Source organism: Vibrio chagasii (genome assembly GCF_024347355.1).
GTDB classification, from domain to species: domain Bacteria; phylum Pseudomonadota; class Gammaproteobacteria; order Enterobacterales; family Vibrionaceae; genus Vibrio; species Vibrio chagasii.
Map to the genome: position 1 here is coordinate 184,710 of NZ_AP025466.1, position 21,335 is coordinate 206,044.

General features: G+C 43.8%; 17 protein-coding genes. 8 read left to right on the forward strand and 9 right to left on the reverse strand.

The genetic code is table 11. The annotated features are described in order from the left end of the window. The first annotated feature begins 59 nt into the window (after positions 1–59). Both OCV52_RS16750 and OCV52_RS16755 read left to right on the forward strand, forming a co-directional pair. The gene (locus OCV52_RS16750; RefSeq protein ID WP_137407378.1) at positions 60–2,210 is read left to right on the forward strand and encodes a TonB-dependent hemoglobin/transferrin/lactoferrin family receptor; all 2,151 of its coding nucleotides are present in this window, start codon (positions 60–62) and stop codon (positions 2,208–2,210) included. Between the two features lie 149 nt (positions 2,211–2,359). Beyond that, on the forward strand, positions 2,360–3,736 hold the full coding sequence (locus OCV52_RS16755) for an IS4 family transposase (protein ID WP_261900842.1): 1,377 nt from the start codon (positions 2,360–2,362) through the stop codon (positions 3,734–3,736). A 325-nt stretch (positions 3,737–4,061) separates the two neighbouring features. On the opposite strand, the gene galE is transcribed toward OCV52_RS16755, so the two are convergent. The 6 genes from galE to OCV52_RS16785 all read right to left on the reverse strand — a co-directional run bounded on the left by galE (position 4,062) and on the right by OCV52_RS16785 (position 9,430). After that, positions 4,062–5,075 carry a UDP-glucose 4-epimerase GalE gene (galE, locus tag OCV52_RS16760; RefSeq protein WP_137407975.1) on the reverse strand — a complete coding sequence of 338 codons (1,014 nt, stop codon included), beginning with the start codon at positions 5,073–5,075 and terminating at the stop codon, positions 4,062–4,064. Between the two features lie 81 nt (positions 5,076–5,156). Further along, positions 5,157–7,130: a diguanylate cyclase domain-containing protein gene (locus OCV52_RS16765; RefSeq protein ID WP_137407976.1), complete on the reverse strand. Its 1,974-nt coding sequence runs from the start codon at positions 7,128–7,130 to the stop codon at positions 5,157–5,159. Beyond that, complete coding sequence (locus OCV52_RS16770) at positions 7,130–7,603, reverse strand: YfiR family protein (protein WP_240700682.1); 474 nt, start codon at positions 7,601–7,603, stop codon at positions 7,130–7,132. The genes OCV52_RS16765 and OCV52_RS16770 overlap by 1 nt, the downstream gene beginning before the upstream one ends. 35 nt (positions 7,604–7,638) lie before the next feature. Then, the gene (locus OCV52_RS16775; RefSeq protein ID WP_233090308.1) at positions 7,639–7,926 is read right to left on the reverse strand and encodes a hypothetical protein; all 288 of its coding nucleotides are present in this window, start codon (positions 7,924–7,926) and stop codon (positions 7,639–7,641) included. Between the two features lie 92 nt (positions 7,927–8,018). Next, positions 8,019–8,741 (reverse strand): TonB-dependent receptor, encoded by a 723-nt coding sequence (locus tag OCV52_RS16780; protein ID WP_240700683.1) that lies wholly within the window; start codon positions 8,739–8,741, stop codon positions 8,019–8,021. Continuing rightward, positions 8,699–9,430: a TonB-dependent receptor plug domain-containing protein gene (locus tag OCV52_RS16785; protein ID WP_240700684.1), complete on the reverse strand. Its 732-nt coding sequence runs from the start codon at positions 9,428–9,430 to the stop codon at positions 8,699–8,701. The genes OCV52_RS16780 and OCV52_RS16785 overlap by 43 nt, the downstream gene beginning before the upstream one ends. A 170-nt stretch (positions 9,431–9,600) precedes the next feature. Here OCV52_RS16785 and OCV52_RS16790 point away from each other — a divergent pair, with 170 nt between their 5' ends. The 3 genes from OCV52_RS16790 (at position 9,601) to OCV52_RS16800 (ending at position 12,151) form a co-directional block, all read left to right on the forward strand. Then, positions 9,601–10,344, forward strand: coding sequence for a 5-oxoprolinase subunit PxpA (locus OCV52_RS16790; protein ID WP_105058197.1), 744 nt, complete (start codon positions 9,601–9,603; stop codon positions 10,342–10,344). 102 nt (positions 10,345–10,446) lie between these two features. Continuing rightward, entirely contained in the window at positions 10,447–11,208 is a 762-nt protein-coding gene (locus tag OCV52_RS16795; RefSeq protein ID WP_137407978.1) for a 5-oxoprolinase subunit B family protein, read from the forward strand. Next, positions 11,201–12,151: a 5-oxoprolinase subunit C family protein gene (locus tag OCV52_RS16800; RefSeq protein WP_137407979.1), complete on the forward strand. Its 951-nt coding sequence runs from the start codon at positions 11,201–11,203 to the stop codon at positions 12,149–12,151. Before OCV52_RS16795 ends, OCV52_RS16800 begins: the two co-directional genes overlap by 8 nt. Positions 12,152–12,233: 82 nt before the next feature. Here the strand turns inward: OCV52_RS16800 and OCV52_RS16805 are convergent, their stop codons facing one another. The 3 genes from OCV52_RS16805 to OCV52_RS16815 all read right to left on the reverse strand — a co-directional run bounded on the left by OCV52_RS16805 (position 12,234) and on the right by OCV52_RS16815 (position 17,335). Next, positions 12,234–13,688: an FAD-dependent oxidoreductase gene (locus OCV52_RS16805; RefSeq protein ID WP_137408012.1), complete on the reverse strand. Its 1,455-nt coding sequence runs from the start codon at positions 13,686–13,688 to the stop codon at positions 12,234–12,236. 532 nt (positions 13,689–14,220) lie between these two features. Then, positions 14,221–16,659, reverse strand: a complete 2,439-nt coding sequence (locus OCV52_RS16810) for an ABC transporter permease (RefSeq protein WP_137407980.1) — start codon at positions 16,657–16,659, stop codon at positions 14,221–14,223. 1 nt (position 16,660) lies between these two features. Further along, the gene (locus tag OCV52_RS16815; RefSeq protein ID WP_004738017.1) at positions 16,661–17,335 is read right to left on the reverse strand and encodes an ABC transporter ATP-binding protein; all 675 of its coding nucleotides are present in this window, start codon (positions 17,333–17,335) and stop codon (positions 16,661–16,663) included. On the opposite strand from OCV52_RS16815, the gene OCV52_RS16820 reads away from it, so the two are divergent. From OCV52_RS16820 to OCV52_RS16830, 3 genes are all read left to right on the forward strand, one after another. Continuing rightward, positions 17,334–17,957, forward strand: a complete 624-nt coding sequence (locus OCV52_RS16820; RefSeq protein ID WP_137407981.1) for an arylesterase — start codon at positions 17,334–17,336, stop codon at positions 17,955–17,957. The genes OCV52_RS16815 and OCV52_RS16820 overlap by 2 nt on opposite strands. A gap of 81 nt (positions 17,958–18,038) precedes the next feature. After that, the gene (fabV, locus tag OCV52_RS16825) at positions 18,039–19,238 is read left to right on the forward strand and encodes an enoyl-ACP reductase FabV (protein ID WP_137407982.1); all 1,200 of its coding nucleotides are present in this window, start codon (positions 18,039–18,041) and stop codon (positions 19,236–19,238) included. A 178-nt stretch (positions 19,239–19,416) separates the two neighbouring features. Further along, positions 19,417–21,324: a bifunctional diguanylate cyclase/phosphodiesterase gene (locus tag OCV52_RS16830; protein ID WP_137407983.1), complete on the forward strand. Its 1,908-nt coding sequence runs from the start codon at positions 19,417–19,419 to the stop codon at positions 21,322–21,324. The last annotated feature ends 11 nt before the right edge of the window (positions 21,325–21,335 follow it).

Below are 21,335 nucleotides of genomic sequence, written 5' to 3' on the forward strand. Positions count from 1 at the left end.
GATCCAATATTATCTTTCGCGAAATCAAGATAATACTATGGAATTAAGGTAACTATCAGATGTATAAGCAATCCCTACTCTCTGCTTCAATCGTTTTAGCGCTTTCATCAACCTCAGCCTTAGCTGAAAATTATGCCCTATTTGACGAGGTTGTTGTATCTTCGACTCGTACGAATCAAACACTTATCAATACTGCTGCTTCTGTCACCGTCATCTCTGATAAGCAAATTGAAGAGAATATGGCAAAAGACGTTAATGAGATTTTCGAATACACGCCAGGTGTTACGATGAACTCAAGCTCTCGCCAAGGTGCCCAAACGATTAATATCCGTGGCATGGAAGGTAAACGCGTTAAGATTCTTGTAGATGGCTCATCGCAACCTGGTTCATTTGATGGTGGTCCTTACGCCTTCATTAATTCTAGCGGTATTTCTATCGACCCTGATATGTTAAAAAGTGTCGAAATCATCAAAGGTGCTGCTTCAAGTTTACACGGAAGTGATGCAATTGGCGGTGTTGTTGCTTTTGAAACTAAAGATCCTTCTGACTTCTTGAAAGATGGCAAAGACTTCGGCGGTCAAGCTAAGCTCTCCTACTCTTCTGAAGACAATTCATTCAGTGAACATGTTGCATTAGCTAATCGTTTTGGCGATTTAGAAACTCTGGTTGCTTATACTCGCCGTGATGGTGAAGAGCTTCAAAACTTTCGTAACTCGGGTGATTTAGAGAACTACGCAGTAGAAAATCAAGACACATCAGCAGATAACCTATTGGTAAAACTTCAATACCAACTGAATGAAAGCCATCGCATTGAGTTTCTAGCAGAGCTTATTAAAGATACCTCTGATTCAGACATCTACCACTCTAGTTATGATAGCTACACTGGTGAAGATGACACTAAACAAACCCGATTCGCAATCAAGCACATTTGGTTTTCAGATGGCGCGATTGTTGACACTGTGACGAGCAAAGTATCGTACATTTCTAAAGAAGAGCATGGTGTAACGAAGCGCTTTAAACCTGCAGGCACGAATTGGATGGGTCGACCGACTAATGCGAATAACCAGGTTAAAGATTACGATTACACCGAAGATAAGCTTGAGATAGAGACTCAACTAGACAAAGAGATTAACAATCACTACCTAGTTTATGGTGCGACTTATACACATAGCGACATCAGTAACACCAATATGGAGTACAACTCAGATCCAGCGACTGACGATCAACTTTACGTGTACACGCCTGATGCGAAAGAGCAGAAGTTTGGTTTGTTTGTTCAGGACGAAATCAGCCTAATGAACAATAAACTGGTTGTGACTCCTGGTGTTCGTTTCGACTACTTCTCTACAGACCCTGGTAAAAACACTGGCGAATCTCTAACTGACTTCTCGGATTCTGCGGTAACAGGCCGTTTAGGTACAACATACAAGCTTACTGATGCAGGTACTGTATTCGGTCAAATTAGCCAAGGCTTCAGGGCGCCGTCGTTCGACGAACTGTATTATACGTATGACAACCTAGCAAATCATGGAACCCCATACGTAAATGATCCGAATCCTAATCTTAAGTCAGAGACAAGTATCTCGTACGAGCTTGGTTACCGTCATATTACACAGGCTTCATCGTCTGAGATTGCAGCTTACTACAGTGATTACGATGATTTCATTGAAACCGTAGTAACGAAAAAAGTCGGTCGAACAAAACACTTCTCTAACGTTAACTTAGAGTCAGCAACGATCAAGGGTATTGAGTTTTCGAACACCTTACTTTGGGATGTACTAGTGGGTGCACCAAAGGGTATCTCGACTCACTTTGTGGCCTCATACACAGACGGTGAAGACGGAAACGGCAATGCGCTAAACAGTGTTAACCCATGGAACGCTGTGTTAGGTCTGAACTACGATGCACCGAACCAAAATTGGGGGACAAGTCTTAAGTTAAATTACACAGCTGAGAAATCTGGGTCAGACATTAACTTCGATGATGAGAATGGCGGTAACGCTGGTCAAGTTGAAATCTCAAGCGCAACGGTTGTTGATTTAACGGCTTATTACAAACCAATGAAAGATTTGACGATTCGTGGTGGTGTGTTCAACTTAACTAATGAAGAATACTACCGCTGGAATGACGTTCGTGGCGATGATGAGCTTTACAAAGAGAACTCTCAAGCTGAAAGGAACTACGGTATTTCAGCTAAGTACGAATTCTAAATCGATACAAGCCTGAACTACAGAAACTAAAAAGCCAGCTATAAGCCTGTCTCTTATACACAAATCCCTAAGCCACGCTTGGGGATTTTTTTTGAACTATTTTTAGGTTTCATGATCTGATCATCTAAGTAATGACAAGGATGATTATCATGACCTATATAGAGCCAACCCTTTGGGCACAAAAACAGTTCGGTCAAGCCCACCTTAATGACCCTAGACGCACTCAAAGACTCGTTGCTCTCGCAGCCTCACTGGCCGAGCAGCCTGGCGTACCCGTCTCGAAACTCATTATATCCCCTGCTGAAATGGAAGGGGCTTATCGCTTCATCCGTAATGAGCAAATCAAAGCAGAAGATATCGCAGAAGCGGGTTTTTATGTCACCGCACAAGAAGCATTAGAGCAACAAACACTTCTTGCCTTAGAAGACACCACTTCTCTCAGTTACTCCCATCGCAGCATTCGAGATGAACTCGGGCACTCTAATCAAGGCAATCGACATCGCGCCATGTTTGTACACTCAACCTTACTTTTTGCTCCCGACACTCAATCTGTTATTGGTTTAATTGAACAACAGCGCTGGACTCGTGATATAGAAAAGCGAGGTCAAAGGCACCAGCATGCGACTCGACCATACAAAGAGAAAGAAAGTTATAAGTGGGAACAAGCCTCTCGCCATGTCGCTGAGCGACTTGGCGATAAAATTTCGGATGTCATTTCTGTGTGCGATAGAGAAGCCGACCTATTTGAATACCTCACTTACAAGCGAGAGCAACAACAAAGGTTCCTCGTTCGCTCAATGCAAAGCCGCTGTATTGAAGAGCACGATAATCGTCTTTATAGCTATGCTTCTACCCTGTTATCAGCCGGAGAGAAAGTGCTCGAAATACCGCAAAAAGGCGGTCGTAAAGCTCGCAAGGCTCATTTAGATATCAAATATGCCCCCGTGACACTCAAGTCTCCTGCTAACAAGAAAGAGTTCGATAACATTCCGCTTTACTACGTGGGATGTATAGAACAAGGAGAGAGTGGTAATAAGCTCGCATGGCACTTACTGACTTCAGAGCCGATAACGAGCAAGGAAGAGGCACTCAAAATCGTCAGTTATTATGAGCGGCGCTGGCTGATAGAAGATTTTCATAAAGTCTGGAAAAGTGAAGGGACTGAAGTTGAGCAACTGAGAATGCAAAGTAAGGATAACTTAGAAAGGCTCAGCGTCGTTTTGGCTTTTATCGCGACTCGGTTACTCCAGTTGAGGTTTATGAATGAATCAGACGAGTTATCTAAGAGCAGTTGTGAGCAGATATTAAAAGGCAAAGCGTGGAAGTTAATGTGGCTCAAGTTGGAGAGCAAAAAACTACCGAAAGAAGCGCCTAATATATCATGGGCTTACAACGGTATTGCTCGGTTAGGTGGTTGGAAGAATACCAAGCGAACAGGTCGCGCTTCTATAAAGACGTTATGGCAAGGATGGCTTAGGTTACAAACCATCCTTGAAGGGTATGAACTCGCCAAGTCTCTTGATTAACCAGACTTGTGATCAAGAGACAGGCTATAAGCTGGCTTTTTCAATTTCACTAAAAATTGTATCAAAAAGGAATAAAGTGAAATTACTTCTCTGCCATTTCTTTCTTAACCATTACTGCTGCAGCAACGATGAAAGTGATGATCAGGCCTAGTTCCATGATTAACTCCAAAGAAAATTAACATTAAACATATAATTCGCGTGCATAGTAACACAATGAATACAGAATGATACTTTTTAACCACTAATTTACTTTTTATTCGATTTAGATCAAAAAAGATGCCCTAGAGCATCTTTTTATAAGTTAACCATTCATGGAACAACTAGATTAGCCTGGGAAACCATTAGGGTTTGTGGACTGCCAGCGCCATGTATCTTCTGTCATTTCTGTCAGTGTACGTGTCGCGTTCCAACCAAGTTCTTTTTGAGCTTTAGCAGGATCTGCCCAGCATTCTGCGATGTCACCAGCACGTCGCTCAACAAGTTTATAAGGGATTTCCTTACCACTTGCTTGTTCAAACGCCTTAACCATGTCTAAAACACTAGAACCGTTACCTGTACCAAGGTTGTAGATGTGAAGACCATCTTTGCGCCCAACTTTCTCAAGTGCCGCGATGTGGCCGTCAGACAGATCCATAACGTGGATGTAATCACGAACACCGGTACCATCTTTCGTTGGATAGTCGCTGCCAAATACAGACAAGAACTCGCGTCGGCCAACGGCAACTTGAGAAACAAACGGCATCAAGTTGTTTGGAATGCCTTGTGGATCTTCACCTAGTTCGCCACTTGGGTGTGAACCTACTGGGTTAAAGTAACGAAGTAGCGTGATGCTCCAATCTGGATTCGCTTTTTGGAAATCGGTGAGACACTCTTCGACCATTAATTTACTGCGACCATAAGGGTTGGTTGCGCTAGTCGGGAAATCTTCAGTGATAGGCACACTTGCAGGGTCACCATATACTGTTGCTGATGAGCTGAATACTAACGTTTTAACATTCGCTTCGCGCATTGCATCAACGAGAACCAAAGTGCCGTTTACATTGTTGTCATAGTATTCAAGAGGCTTCTCAACTGATTCACCCACAGCTTTTAAGCCTGCAAAGTGAATAACGGCTTCGATGTCGTGTTGCTTCAATGTTTCAGTTAACAGTGCTTTATTACGAATGTCACCTTCAACGAATATAGGGCGAACGCCAGACACTTTTTCAATACGCTCTAGAACGCTTGGCTTACTGTTGTACAAGTTATCAAAAAGTACAGGTGTCATACCTGCGTTGATCATTTGGATACTTGTATGACTGCCGATATAGCCCATGCCACCGGTTACTAAAACATTCATGTTTAGACCTTTTAATTATGAATACTCAATCTATCGCTTATGATACAACAACTTAGTGCGAGGTCATACCCCACAGAGCAATCAAACGTCACTTGAGAACACAAATTGCCCTTTCCCTTGGTGTTTCGCGTGATACATGGCTTCATCAGCCATTTGTAAGATTACGTCGATATTACTTTCAGAACCTTCGACTAAATGAATACCAATACTCGCGCCTACGTGCAGTTCGCGCTGTTTATAACTCACTTGCTGCTCAATAAGCCGCAACAAGCGCTCGGCCAATTTACCAAGCAAGATCTTGTCGGTTTGTTTAATAATAAGAACAAATTCGTTACCCGACAAACGAGCAACAAGATCGCCGGCTCTTACTTGAGATAACAGCCTATTTGAGACTTCTTTAAGGATTTCGTCACCCGCGTCATGCCCATAGGTATCATTTACGTGTTTAAATCCATCTAAATCCAAATATATGACCGCAAAATGCTTGTTTGAATACTGGTTCGATGAGATAGCATCATCAAGAAATTTATACAGTTGCGCTCTGTTCGCCAGGCCTGTCAATGCATCGTGATGAGGTAAATGCTCAAGCCTTTCCATCTCTTTGACATTGGATAAGTCAGATAGTGTTAACACCATATCGAACGCGCCTCTGTTGTTGTCTGACGTGACTCGGTTAACCTTTATGAACATCGGAACTAAGGTGCCTGAAACGTTTTTCTCCGATACCTCTCCCTGCCATTGACCATAATTCTCTAGTGAGGTGCGAATAGTTGGCATCAACGACGAGAGTTGTTGCCAAGAAAAAACTTCGAACGGAGTTTTACCCACCAGCAGATCCGAGTGATAACCAAGCATCTGAGTGACGGCGGGGTTAACCATGGTAATGATATTGGATGAATTAACTACGATGAGTCCATCTTTACTGTTTTCAAATACACCGGCTGCGATACGTTGGCGACTCATCGCTGTTTCGATGTCGGTCACATCTTGGATCGCGAACAAGGTGTTGCCATTCTTTGATAAAGATCGGCTGCTGATCTGTAGCCATTGCTTATTATGAAATAGATCAGTTGCTTCAATTAACTCGTCATTCAGCTCAATATTGGAATCGATAACCCCTTTTAAGAACCCCTGTTGCTTGGTTTGAATAAGCTCTTGTATGGATAGGCTTTCGAGAAATGCTTCGCTGCACTTGAAGATATCGCGTGTTGCCATGTTGGCATGTACGATCGCCCCTTTGCTATCGACCACCAGCAAAGAGTGTTGCACCGTTTCGATCACTTCATTCGCAAATGCTTTCTCTTCTTGTAATTTATCAAGCGTAAAATGAACCTGGCTGTCGCGCTGCTTTAATCGTTGTAGCATGGTGTTAAATGCACGAACCAACTCACCTATTTCATCATTGTTCGAAGTGACCAATCTTGGCTGCTCAGCACGTCTTTCCACAAACGCTTGCATTGCTTCGTTGAGTTCAAACATTGGGTCGATGATAAAGCGTTGAATTAATTTAACGAGCACAGCGCCTAAAATAACCAGCAGTACGAAATAGATCCCAGCGACCTTAATAATATTGGTTAAGATCTTCTCAAATGTTTTCTTTGAAATGGTGACACGTAGATTCGCGATAATTTCGTTGTCGAGAACCACAGGAACCAATAAATAGATGTACTGCTTTGAAATCGCAAATTGTTGAGATGCGATATCTTCACGCTCTTCGCTAGTGGGCCTAGGAATATTTGAGTCCCCTATTTGATAACTGGCAAAGAGCTGTTCTTGAGTGTCGAATAGCTTTACTCGAACGATATCTTCGTCCGCGACAAATGCGGATAAGATTTCGTTAGCTGACGCTTTGTCTTCGAACAATATTGCAGCTTGCAGGTTGTACGCAACCCCTTGAGCAAGCACTTTAACACGTTGTATCAGGTTCTGTTTCTCTCGCTCGAACGTGACAATGTAACTTATTGATTGAATAGTCACAAAGGCAACCGATACAAACAGAATGATCGGTAAGATAAGCTTGTTTTTTATCGAGATATTATTGATGAAAGACAGCATTATTTACCCTCCACTACAGATATACGAAGGAGGTTTGAGCCTATGATGTAATTACCTTTTTTAGCATTGGTGAGATTGATTTTAGGCTTAAGTTTGTTGTCAACGTGCATAAGCTCGATCACGCCGCCCCTTTGGGTAAAATCGTCGTCGTCGCTAATAGTGACCATATTCGGTGAGTAAGTCTGTTTATTTAGCTGACCATTCACATCAGACAAATAAGTGATATTGCACTGTGGCGTTAGCGTTTGGTGGACTTGGATTGGCAGTGAACGGAGCGTCTTTTGGTTAGTAATGGAAACAAGCGCATCGTTTATTTTTTGGTTCCCAAGTACACAGAAGTGAACCGTATCCATCAAGTTTTCATCATTCCACTGAATAAAGTTGGCAATTCTGAAGAGGTAGACCGCTTTCACTTCATAGGGCTGGAAACCTGCAGCCCTATGAAGTGAAAGCGGTGAATAAGGGAAATGCAAGAGCGATACACGAAACGACTCGCTTGGCTGAGCGTCTAAAATTCATGAGAAACCCTTACATAAACAGACTCTTCATTAACACTCTTTGGTGAAGTGAGCTCAGCCTGGTAGCCACTGCCTTTTCCAATGTTTTCAATCACTACTTCAACTAATGGCGCGGCATGAGATTTTTTCCATGCTAGACGTGCATCAAAGACGAGTTCATGTGGGTAAGATTGCCATGAGTATTGAGTGCCATCTTCCGCAACCCAGTAATTTGGGTAGTTCACGTTGATGTATTGACCAATAACATCAAATTGCCAACTGTCGGTAATGCTCCACATGAGTTGTACTGTGGCTAAATGTTGATTGTCGATATCGTAATAGACACTGGTTTGAGCGCTTGAGTTCGGATCATCGCCTTTACGCTTACCTTCTAGTGTCGAATAGGCATATCCGAAATAGCTGCTGAGGTCTCTGGATAGTAGCTGTTAAAGTAATAGGCTGCATTGCTGTCCATATAAGATGGTGCGACTACCGCTTTACTTACCCCTGCCCAAAGTGAATGGCTAAGATTCAACTTGTATAACCCACGCACTTGAGGTGAAACCTCTGTTGAGTCATTTTGAGTGAAATGCTCTAACTTTGCACCAAGGGTAACGGACAGTGCTTCAGTCCATTGTACCTGTGATTGTATAAATGCATTGGCGATGTAATCGTTGGCGCTCTCTACGTCATAGGCACGCCCGCAGTAATCAGGATTGTACCAATCAACCTCGTTAACCTGACTCGACGAAAAATCTAGATACAGGTATTGCAACCCACCACCAACAGTGATTTGATGAGTCGCCGACAGTTGCTTGATAAGTGTCGAATCAAAATCGACCGTGGTATAGCTCCCAGGTGCATCCGGTGCGTTATCTTCATTGTATTCCCCCCACAACGAATATGAGAAGGTCGAGGTATCGCTTATGCTTCGAGAGTCGTTAAATTGCAGATAAAAAGAGTGGCTTTCATTATCAAAATCATTAGCTTGGTAATCAACGAGCGTACCAGATCTATCGTATTGGACGGAATACAACTCTGATTCGGAAAAGCTCTTTTCAGCGCCGATTCTTAGTGACCATTGTTGATCACTGTCGCTTGGTTGAAACACCATACCAGCGGACTGCGCTTTCCATTTCTCGGATTCATTAGAACGATACGTTGGCTCTTCTCGGTATTTTTAGAAGGCTTTCGCATTGACACTAGCGTTAAAGCTAAGCCCTTGCCTGACACTGAACTCATATTGTCAGTATTCGAGGTAAGACCTGAGATATAAGTACCTTGGGTTTCACTGGCTGATTTCGTGATAATGTTAACGACGCCATTAGCCGCATTACCACCCCAAATTGTTCCTCCAGGCCCTTTTAATACTTCAATTCGTTCAATGTCGGCAAGAACATAGTCAACGTCGCTCCAATACGTACCGCCATACACTGGGCTAAATAAACTTCGTCCATCCATCATTACCAGCATTTTGTTGTATAAGCCATCATGAAAGCCACGAGCAGATACAAACCATGAAGTTTCGTTGAACTTAGTGACTTTTAGACCCGGCACGAGCTTCAACGCTTCCGCAATGGTCTTAGCACCGCTACGTTGAATACGCTCATTCGAAAGCACATACACGGACGACGGAATATCCGTGAGCTTTTGAGTCACTTTTGATGCCGTTTCCATCTCAACGTCTAACATCGACAATTCTTCAAGGCTCATCGACATGAGTTGATCTAAAGAGTTCCCCTGAGCCACCACACAGGCCGATGTGGTTAATGCTAGTCCTAAGCTAATTGGGCGGGAAATCATGCGTTCACCTAATATAAAGATAAAATGGTTCTTCTTTGTTGATGGATGAACCATATATGAAGTAGCGTACCAATAAATGCAAAGTAGCAAAAATTTGAATCAGGTCACTGTTTCATTTCGTCATTTGTACGAGTGTCGTTAGATATCTAAACCTAAAGGAATGACGGCAAGTGACAACGAAGATATTGCTTAATTGCGACATGGGAGAAAGTTTCGGCAATTGGAAGATGGGCGATGATGAATCGGTCATGGAATGGGTAGATATGGCCAACATTGCCTGTGGCTTTCATGCGTCCGATCCACACGTCATGTCGAAAACGATAAAGCTTGCTCAGCACTACCATACTCAAATTGGTGCTCATCCGGGTTATCAAGATCTTGTCGGATTCGGTCGTAGATCTATCCCACATACTATGGAGCAGATCAGTGAGCTCGTTTGTTATCAAGTGGGCGCATTACAAGCCCTGTGCCGTTATCACCATACTACCGTTGGTTACGTAAAGCCTCATGGTGCGCTTTATAACGATATGATGTCGAGCACCGATATTTTTAATGCGGTGGCGCAAGCGGTAGCTGAATTTAATATCCCACTGATGATCCTCTCTTCCTCTGACAACCAACAATATCTAGATATTGCCGACGACCACGATCTCCCCCTTTTATTCGAAGCGTTTGCAGATCGTGCATACCTAAATAACGGCCACCTCGCACCACGAACACAAAAAGGTTCGGTGTACGTGAATCAAGACGATATCTATAACCAAGTGATGCAAATCGTCAATTACGGCTCGGTAACGACTATCGAAGGTGAAAGACTACCTATTGAAGCCGATACGATTTGCGTCCATGGTGATAACCCCCAATCCATCGCATTAATTAGAAAAATTCGCCAAGACCTTAACGCATTTAATTAGTATCAGTATGGCGTGAGTGTGCTCTTGCTCTTTGACTGAGACAAGTCGACATTCTCATGCCTCGCTAAACACGGACGTTGAAATAGAACGTATGGAAAGGAAATGACGAATAATCAGATAGAATTTAATATCACGCCCGTCGCTGAGTGCAGCGTACTTGTTACGTTACTGCCTTCAGTAAATCGTTCAAGCGTGGTTAGCGCTCAATACATGGCCCACTTTTCAGATGCTATTCGCCAGAGCTTAGCCACAGTATTGATGAATGTCACGCCAGCCTATAACACGTTACTGATCGATTACTTACCCTATCGAATCTCCGAGCAACACCTCATTGCTCAACTCAATTCGATGCTGAAAGAGGCAGTTACTACGCTTTCGATAACAAGTAATACGCGTAATGCAATCGAACTCCCTGCTTACTACTCTACTGACACTGCCCTTGATTTAGATAAGTACCAAGCGAAAGGCTTATCGCTGGACGATATCATTCAATATCATACCTCTCAGATCTACAGTGTTAGCGCTATCGGATTCATTCCTGGATTTGCATTCATGTCAGATGTTGTTGAGCCGTTGGTATTACCTCGTCATTCCACTCCACGGCTATGTGTGCCCAAAGGCAGTATCGGGATAGCAGACTCAAAAACTGCGGTTTACCCATCTGACTCACCAGGTGGCTGGAACATTATTGGTAACTGCCCTTTGTCATTGTTTGATCATAGCCAGCTCGACGGTAGCCAACAGCATGGTTCACGTAATCCACAAGGACAACTCTCGTTACTCAATGTAGGTGATTCTGTTCGTTTTAAAGCAATTTCAAGGCAAGAATTCATTGAACTTGGAGGAGATGTCGGCAATGGCTAAATCAATCAATAAGGCGACACTCACCGTTATTAAACCGGGACCTTTAAGTTTGATTCAAGATTTCGGACGTTTTGGCGTTTCTCATCTAGGTTTAACACAAGGTGGACCCGTAGATGATTATTCCTACAGTTGGGCTAATCATTTATTAGCAAATCCTGTTAATCGTGCAGCCTTAGAAATCACTCTTGGCCAATGCACGCTAAAGGTTAATGACGATTGCGAGATGGCGATTTGCGGTGGAGATCTACAGGCGACTTTGGATGGAAAACCGCTGGCCAACTGGAGTACATTTCAAGCGTTTAAAGGGCAAATGCTTTCGTTTGGCTTACCAAAGAATGGATTAAGAGCTTATCTCGCAATTAAAGGGGGCTTTGATGTTCCCGTCGTACTCAACAGTTGTGCAACGGTAACTCGTGAAAAAATCGGTGGATTAACTCAAGACGGTGAAGCGTGCCAATCTGGGTACCAATTAGGCTTCACTAAGCACCCTCTTGCAAAGCACTTTAGACCTCTCTGTGTAACTTTTCGATACACACCAGATTACAACCTACCGGTCAATTTGAGAGTGATTGAAGGCTATCAGAGCGAACAATTTTCTGAATTAGCTAAAGAGACATTTTATAGCTCTCTTTATACTGTGGACCAAAACTCGAATCGCATGGGTTATCGTCTTAGTGGTGAATCGGTTCACTCTCCAGATATCTCACTGTTATCCGAAGGCATTGCGCTGGGTGCGATCCAGGTACCACAAGATGGGCAACCTATTGTTCTGCTTAATGATAGGCAGATAATTGGCGGTTATCCAAAGATCGGGTGTGTTGCAAGAATTGACTTGCCGCGTTTAGCGCAAGCAAAGCCTGGGCATCAGATTTCATTTAGTAAGGGGGATCGCTTGGGGTTGCAAGATGTGTGGTGTCAGTGGGCACGATTCTTCGGTTATTGATAATGAGCTTTCAGCCACCGTTCACAGTGGTGATTGTCAAAGGATAAAAAATCGGCTTACCTAAGTAAGCCGATTCTTCGTTTTAGTGGTGGCCTTGGCCTGAAACTTTCGCCAGCGCATTTGGGTATCCACGCTCTTGGGTCAACCCTATCGCTTTATTTTCAATATCGTTTAAATTAAGTGACATTGTCACTGAGTGTGTATCTTCAATCGAGTCAGACTCGGGAATATCGAACCAGTGTTGAGCCACCTTTTGCGCTGCTTCTAATGTTGAAGACGCCTTTACTACCTCAAGCCTTGCATAACGCTCGCCGCAGAAAGAGACATCTGAAGCGCGTAGGCTTGGGTCGGTCCCCGGAATTTGCTGCGCTCCAAATAGAGGCTTACCACCAACTTGTGCAGAGCTAAAGCTTGGTATGAACTGAGACATATGGGTAATCGCCGCACGTGTTCTTAGCTCTAGCTGTTCTTCACTCCAACCAGATACGATTTTCTTCAGTAGCTTAGAAGGCAGCTGAGGCTGTGAAGAGCCTGTAGAAGATGAAACCAAGCCGCCTTCAAACAGAGTGATCCCTTCCGTCATACCATGAAGCTGGAATACTCCATCGGCGTATGGTGTTAATTGAGCCATACCTTGTGGTGTGCCTCGTGGGCCATGAAAGATAACCTCAGGCCACTCTTCCTTACATTCTTGGGAATATGGCCACTTCGTCACATAAGCGGCTTTAAACTCAACAAGTCGCTGCTGTTTCGAACCTACAAAGTCATCTACGATGCCGGTTTCAAAGCCGCTGGCATTAATCAAATAATCGGTGGTTAGTGTGCGGCTTTTGTTATCAATGTCCGTGTAGGTTAATGACCAACCTTGTCCCGTAGATTGAACCGATTGTAAGCGGCTGTTGGTCAACACTGTACAATTTGGCTGTTGTTCTAACGAGAGTTGAGCCGTCGCAGACAGTCGGAATACACTCCAACCATACTCTTGAACCATAGCAACGGGATATTTAAGCGTTTCTAAATCAGTATGTTTGGCGAAAGGAATACACCACTCATCAAGCGTTGTTGGCTTCAGTGGCTGCGTTAGTTTAGCTAGTGCCAATAACTCATCTTTGTCATAAAGCTTGTAGTACTCTTCAGGGTCCCCAAGTACTTGATTGTTTTTGTCTTGCTTTACGAGTTCAGCATAAGCGTCTTTTATTATCTTGAGACGAGGAAGCAAGTCCAATGGCTCCCCACCATCGCTGTGTGGAACGGCTATGACAGTTGGACGAATATTGATCGTGTGAGGGAACAAACGGACGGTGTCAATTGATTGTGTGAGCAATTGGAGACACTGCTCTACAGAAATATCTCGATACAAATTGCCGCCAGCATGTAGGTGGCAAATCGGTGGACCATTAACCAAACTTGGCCCTTTTTCCAATATAGTGACCTTAAAACCCAACTCACTGAAGTGAATAGCGCTTGTTGTTCCGGCTATACCACCGCCGACAATGGCAATAGAAGCTTGATTTGTATCCGTTTTGTTGTGGTTCATCGTGTTCTGTAGAATAAGATTAACTGCCACTATTCTACTTTTGTTCGACGATGAATTAAAACACATTTTTATCAAGGTCTTAGCTTGGTGGTTCGTTGAACTTATGTAAAAAACTTAAATAATCTCTTGACTCAATAACTCCCAATACTGTTTTCGAGGTTATTCTAACAGTCAAATTTGTCCTAAGTGACGCCACACAAAGGCTGCCTCAGTACTCTTAAAACAAACATGTTAACTTATCCCTAAAGTTATCCACCGTTTTTGTGGATAACTGTTGATAACGTTCATGCTAAGTTGCGCAAACCCTTTGTTTACAGGGACTAACCGCTGTTCATTTAATCGACACAAATACACAATACGTTTCAAATAATGCTAAAAAATGTCAATTTTAAAGTGCTAAATGCCTATGTTGTGCTAGCCGTTGGTCAAATAAAAAACGGCCTAACCGTGAATTCTATAAATAGCTTTCGCCTTAGTATAAAAATTCACAATCAGACCGTTTCAACAATCTATTTAAGGTTTTCTATCTCAACTATCCAAAATCCTTGTTTACAGGAGCCAATAGACGCTTAATTAAGCTGTTCACAACAGCGGCCAGTGTGATAAAGGTCAGCACAGGTAAAACAACCCACAACATCGGATGAAGCGAAGGCGAGAGTTCAAAGCCGAAACTCATCACACCTGCCACGCTCATTTCAGAACCTAGCGCAGCAATTGAGCCTGCTACCAGTGCCATTAGCCCATATTCACACCAGATAGTGTTAAGGATCCTTTTCTTGCTTGCCCCTAACGTACGGTACAAACGTATCTCTTGTTGCCTTTGAGATAAGCTAAGACGTAAGAGCGTAAAAATAAGCAATAATCCTGCAACGACGCCAAGTGCTGCCAACACGGTAATCGACCAAACAATCTGTTTAAGCAGCTCTTGGATCTTGCTGCCCATTACACGGATATCCATCAAACTCACGGTTGGATGATTCCGTGAGAGCTCGTTGAGCATTTGGTTGTGCTGATCTTCGACTCTAAAGCTCACTAACCAAGTCGAAGGAATGGAGCTCAAGACGTCTGGAGTAAAGATGAAGTAGAAATTTGGCTTCATTTCACGCCATTCTACTTTACGGATACTGTTAACCTTCGCTGATACCTTTTGACTATTGATGGTGAAAGCGAGCTCGTCTCCAATTTCCAAACCTAGTTGTTCTGCTACATCAGATTCAACAGACACGCCCTGCTCTTTCGTCCAAGTGCCATCAAGCACTTCATTATACTCTGGTAGTGAGTCGCCCCACGTGAAGTTGATTTCACGGCTTAGCGCATCAGTTCGTTCAGATGTCTCGCTATATTCAGATGCTACGACACCATTGATTGTTGTTAGTCGCCCACGAATGATCGGGAAAGCTTGAGTACGCTCGACTCCGTTAGCATCAATGGTTTCCAAATAGCTGTCTTTCTCATAACTGGCGATATTCAGTGCAAATGCATTGGGTGCATTCTCAGGCAGGGTTTGTTGCCAGTCTGACAACAGATCGCTTCTCACCAACCAGATAATCGACAGCAACATCAACGAAAGCGCTAACGAGCCAAATTGTATGCCCGTTGCAAGCGGCGTACGATTAATTCGACTTAAAGCTAAGCGCATTGATGTCGATGTCGGAAGCTTGCCAAACAGGCGCAGTACAAACGTACTAACTAGGGCCAGAACCAAAAATAGGCACGCAATACCGGCTAAAACAATCCACACCAATAAATTGTCACCATACATCAACATCATTGGGATGATAGGCACCAACAGCAAAGCGAATTTCTTATAGCTATCGCGTGTCTTATGGCTTGATTGAATCACGCTAATCGCAGAGGTATTTACCAACCCAATCAACGGAATGCCAAGTGCAGGCACACCAATTAAAACACTGGATAAGATTGCAAGAATAGCAGGCTCGATACCATAGCTAGGAAGCGGAGAAGGCAATAAGTCACCAAGCGGAATACGAAGAAGAAACTCTAGTCCGATACCAATCGCGATACCTAGGACGGCACCAATAGCGACCAGTAGTGAAACTTGTACTGATAGCCACTTAATGATCCATGGTTTGCTTGCGCCCAAACTCTTCAGCATGGCGATGGTCTTGCGGCGGCTAGCTACATAATGTTGGCACGTCAATACCAAGGTAGTCGCAGCCATAATCACGACAATAGCGACCGTTAGTGATAAGTATTGGGTGGTGCTTTCAAACATATCATTAGTGCGGCTTGCTGAATCTTGCGTACGCCAACGATCGCTTGGCGTTAATTCGATACTGTCTTGAGCTGCTTTAAGTTTTGCATCATCACCGTTTAAGAACAGTCTGAAACTTACACGGCTTCCCGGTTGAATAGCCCCTGTCGCGTCGATGTCATTATTATGAATCAGTACCGCAGGCATCTGTTGGAATGGGTTGAAGCTTAACCCTGGCTCTTGGGTGATTCGTCCTGTTATGGTTAAGTCGGCATCTCCAATAGTGACGTTGTCACCTATTTCAACTTCCAACTGCGCGAAAATACGTTCGTCCAGCCACAACTCACCGGGTTCAACGTGATTGCTCGATGCATTGTCTGCACCTTCTAGTAACATTTCACCACGCAATGGATAGTTGCTCTCCACCGCTTTAACTGTCACCAACTGCATCGAGTTATCGCTAAATGCCATAGTTGAAAAGCGGGTTAATTGAGAGCTTTCTAACGGCTCAACTTGAGTGACATCTAATAATGCTTGCGGGATTGGGTTTGCTGAGATGAACACGCTGTCAGCAGTCAGTGCATCTTTCCCCTGTTTTACGATGACCTGTTCCATGCGCTCAGCCAATGCTGATAATGCGAAAACACAGGCAATGATCAGTGTTAAAGCGATCGATACCGGCCATAGTTGACCATGTCGAATCTCTTCAATGCTCCATGAAAACAGGCGCTTGTTAAGTCCGTTTGATGAATTCAATTTAGACTTCCTCTATCTGTCCGACATGCATCTTAAGCGTTCGTTGACATCGTTGTGCTAGCTTAGGATCGTGTGTCACCAGTACTAGTGTGGTGCCGTGAGAAGAGTTCAGTTCGAACAGTAGCTCGACGATTTTGGCCGCGGTTTGTTGGTCCAGGTTACCAGTTGGTTCGTCAGCAAATAGGATTTTGGGCTTGATCATGAACGCACGTGCCAAAGCTACACGCTGCTGTTCTCCACCTGATAGCTGAGATGGTAGATGATCGAGCCTGTCTTTTAAGCCAACCGACTCAAGTAACGCAGTTGCGCGTTCAATGTCTTCATCTTCGCCTTTTAGTAAGCATGGTAGTGTCACGTTTTGCAGCGCTGATAAGCTCGGAATCAATAAGAAACTTTGAAAAACAAATCCTACCGATTCACTTCGGATTTTCGCCCTGGCTTCATCATCTAGCTGTGAAAGTGGTTGTCCCAATAAATGGATTTCGCCTTTGGTAGGGACATCAAGGCCAGCCAGCAGAGTCATCAAGGTCGATTTACCTGCCCCAGATGTACCGACAATCGCGACTGTTTCACCTTCACGAATATCAATATCGACGTGCTCTAGGATTGTTAAATGTTCTTGATTAGTAGACACTGTCTTGGAAACAGCTTCTGCTTTAATGATGGATGTATGCATGACTCGACTAATTTCCTTTTTATTATTTATATTCTTTTCTACTACTTCTTTGGCTCAAGGGTCTGCGTCAGCTCAAGATTCGAAGTTACTGATACTTGGTGACAGCTTGAGTGCTGGTTACAACATGGATATCAAACAGAGTTGGCCAAGTTTGTTACCAGATGCGTTAGCGAAACATGATAAAGCGGTTACCGTGGTCAACGGCAGTATCTCTGGCGACACAACAGGTAACGGTTTAGCTCGTTTACCCCAGCTACTAGAGGAACACGCTCCAGACACCGTCCTTATTGAGCTTGGAGCCAACGATGGTCTTCGTGGCTTCCCACCGAAGCTGATGTCTTCAAACTTAGATCAAATCATCGAGCAGATAAAAGCGGCGGGTGCGAGACCAATTATGATGCAAATTAAAATCCCACCTAATTATGGCAAGCGTTACAACCAGCAGTTTGAATACGTGTTTGCAGCGTTGGCTGATCAACAAAATGTACCCCTGCTTCCATTTTTCCTAGAGCACATCATCCTAAAACCGGAGTGGATGATGAACGATGGTTTGCATCCTAAACCAGAAGCTCAACCTTGGATTGCTGAATTTGTCGCCGAAGAATTATATCAGTATCTTTAGGTTTTAATGGTCTAGCTCAATAAATTTTACACAGCTTTACGTTAGCCTGAGTGCATATCACCGTTAACTGTAAGGTTATTTATGCTGATCGAACCTATTATCAAGGGTGTGGTAGCAAAAAGCGCTCACCCTCTTGGCTGTCAAGAAGCCGTAAAGCAACAAATTAGATTCGTTAAGAGTGCGCCGCAAATCAAAGATGGCCCTAAACGAGTATTGATCATCGGCGCTTCTTCAGGCTTTGGCCTTGCCGCTCGTATCGCCCTTACCTTTGGCGGTGCTCAAGCCGCCACCATTGGCGTTTCATTCGAACGTGGCCCAAACGAAAAATCTCTTGGTAGTGCCGGCTGGTACAACAACATCTACTTCAAAAAAGAAGCGGAACGTGAGCAGCGCACCGCTATTAACATCGTAGGCGATGCCTTTTCCCAAGAAACCCGCGCACAAGTTGTTGAAGCCATCGAAACTTATTTCGAAGGTGAAGTCGATCTCGTGATCTACAGTCTGGCTGCGGGTGTACGTCCCAAGCCCAATTCTGATGAATTCTGGCGTTCTGCGACTAAACCTATTGGTGAAAGCGTAACTGGCGCAACCATTTCTCTTGAGCACGATAATTGGGTGACCAACACGCTTGAAGCTGCCACTGAAGAGGAAGCAAAAAGCACACTCAAAGTGATGGGGGGCGAAGATTGGGAAAGTTGGATCGACGAACTCATCAATGCCGAATCTATCGCTCCCGGCTGTAAGACTATCGCTTTCTCTTATGTTGGCCCTGAAGTCACACACCCTATCTATCTCGATGGTACACTAGGTCGTGCAAAAATCGATCTTCATCAAACCAGTCATGCGCTTAACCTTGAATTAGCTAACTTTGAAGGCAACGCTTATGCGACTGTGTGTAAGGCGTTGGTTACCAAAGCAAGCGTATTCATCCCGGGCTTAAGCCCCTACTTGCTTGCGTTGTACAAAGTGATGAAAGAGAAACAGACGCATGAAGGGTGTATCGAACAAATGCAGCGCCTGTTTAGCACTAAGCTGTACGGTCAATCTAAAGTACCACTTGATGGCGAACGGTTGATACGAATGGACGACTGGGAACTAGACCCAGAGACACAAGCCCATGTGACAGAGTTGCTCAACAAGATGGATGAAAATAACTTCCAAACTCTGGGTGATTACCAAGGATTTAAAGATGAATTCTTGCAACTAAACGGTTTTGCACAACCATCGGTAGACTACAGTAAGAAATTGAATAGCGAAGACTTTATAAAATTAAAGCCCTAGTCGAAATTTATCTCATTACTGAGACCCGTATTCACATTTGAAAACCTCTGTAAAATTGCCGAGGTTTTTTTGTGCAACATTTCTTATACTTAATTAACTTAAGATTCACAGTTTATTTGGTTCATCATAATTAACACAGGATGTGTTGATGCATTTAGCATAATTGACTCGGAGTCATATGAAGAAAATAAAAACTCTCGATTTAGATATTCCAGACGATATGGAGCACGGTTGGCAGAACATCGTTGATCTGTTGGCTCAAATAACGCAAGTGCCAGCAGCACTTATTATGCGTGTTCATTCCAATTACATCGAAGTCTTTTCCACTAGTCGTAGCGAGAACAACCCATACAATAAGGGCGATTCTGAAACATTAGGCAACGGGCTGTATTGTGAAACCGTTATGGAGTCTCAGCGGCAACTTCTTGTCCCCAATGCTCTCGCTGACCCGGCATGGGAAAACAATCCTGACATCAAGCTAGGGTTGATATCCTATTGTGGTATCCCTCTGCTTTGGCCGAATGGTGAGCTTTTCGGCACCATTTGTATCTTGGACTCTAAAGAAAATCACTACACACCGACTTACATTAAACTTCTGGAAAGCTTTCGGACCTCAATAGAGTCCCAGCTTAAAACCCTCTTTCAGCACGCCAAACTGACTCAAATGAATCGTGACCTCAAAAACCGGGTGTATACACGAACCAAAGATCTCGCCAGTTTGAATTACTCCTTGAATCAAGAAATTGATAAGCGAAAAGCCGCTGAACAAAAAATCAATTTCCAAAAGAATCATGATCTAGGAACTGGCTTTTTAAATCGTAGTGCATTTGAGTCGCGTTTAAACCACAAGCTCTCTTCTCAACGAAGGCTGACGGATTGCTCATTTGCTGTCATTCACATCGGTTTTACCAACGGCAGACGTATACAAGCTCGATACGGCTATACAGCACTGGACCAAGTATTAGTTGAATACCGAAAACGTATCGATAGCATTGCCGATATCGAGGTGTTAACCGCGCGCCCTACTTCTGTGGATCTTGTGTTAGCGTTCAGTGTTAAAGATTTGCATCATCGCCTCGAAGAGCTTTGCCAAACTCTAGTAAAAGTCGGTCACTCTGAATTTGCTATCGAAAATGATAAGGTTCACCTGCACGCATTTATCGGAATTGCTACTACTAATAACGAAGACGATGCTGAGAGTATTCTGCAGAAATCGTCAGAGGCTATGCTGGCCTGCAAGGATTCCGGGCAAAAGTTTGCTTATTACTCCCAATCTCACACTGAAGAGCAAAGTCATATCAACAAGATCGAAGGTTACTTGCTGCAAGCGGTACGTAACGATGACTTAATGCTCTACTTCCAACCCAAAGTATGCCCGCTAACCCATCGTTGGGTCGGTGCTGAAGCATTGCTCCGCTGGCGTCACCCCGTTTTGGGAGACATATCCAATGAAACCTTGATTCACATGGCCGAGCAGAACGGATTGATTTTCGAAGTCGGAAGCTTCGTACTGCGTAATGCGATTGAAAAAGCCAAAGAATGGTCTGAATACGTTGAAGATTTTAAGATGGCGGTTAATGTGTCCGCGGTGCAGCTCAAGAACGCGCACTTTGCCGAGCAAGTCGTCCATTTACTGGAAACCTATCACCTTGAACCTCATTTCTTAGAGCTCGAAGTGACAGAAAGCGGACTCATTGCTGATGAAGTGGTGGCAAAGAACACGCTTGAAACATTGCATGACATAGGCGTGACATTGTCACTGGATGACTTTGGAACCGGCTACGCGTCATTCAGTTATCTTAAGAAGTTCCCATTTGATGCAATCAAGATTGATAAGAGTTTCATCGACCAGATGCTCGACTCGAGTGAAGACTCTGAGATTGTCCGTTCCATCGTCCAGATCGCGAAAAAGTTGGATCTGAAAGTGATGATTGAAGGGATTGAATCAGAAGTTCAGGAGCAGTTTATTATTGATGAGGGCTGTGACGTTGGCCAGGGTTACCTTTATGGCAGACCAATGCCATGCCAAGAATTCGAGCATAGCTTAGTCAATCAAAACTATTTAGGGACAACTCGTTACGCTTAAAGTGAAAAATA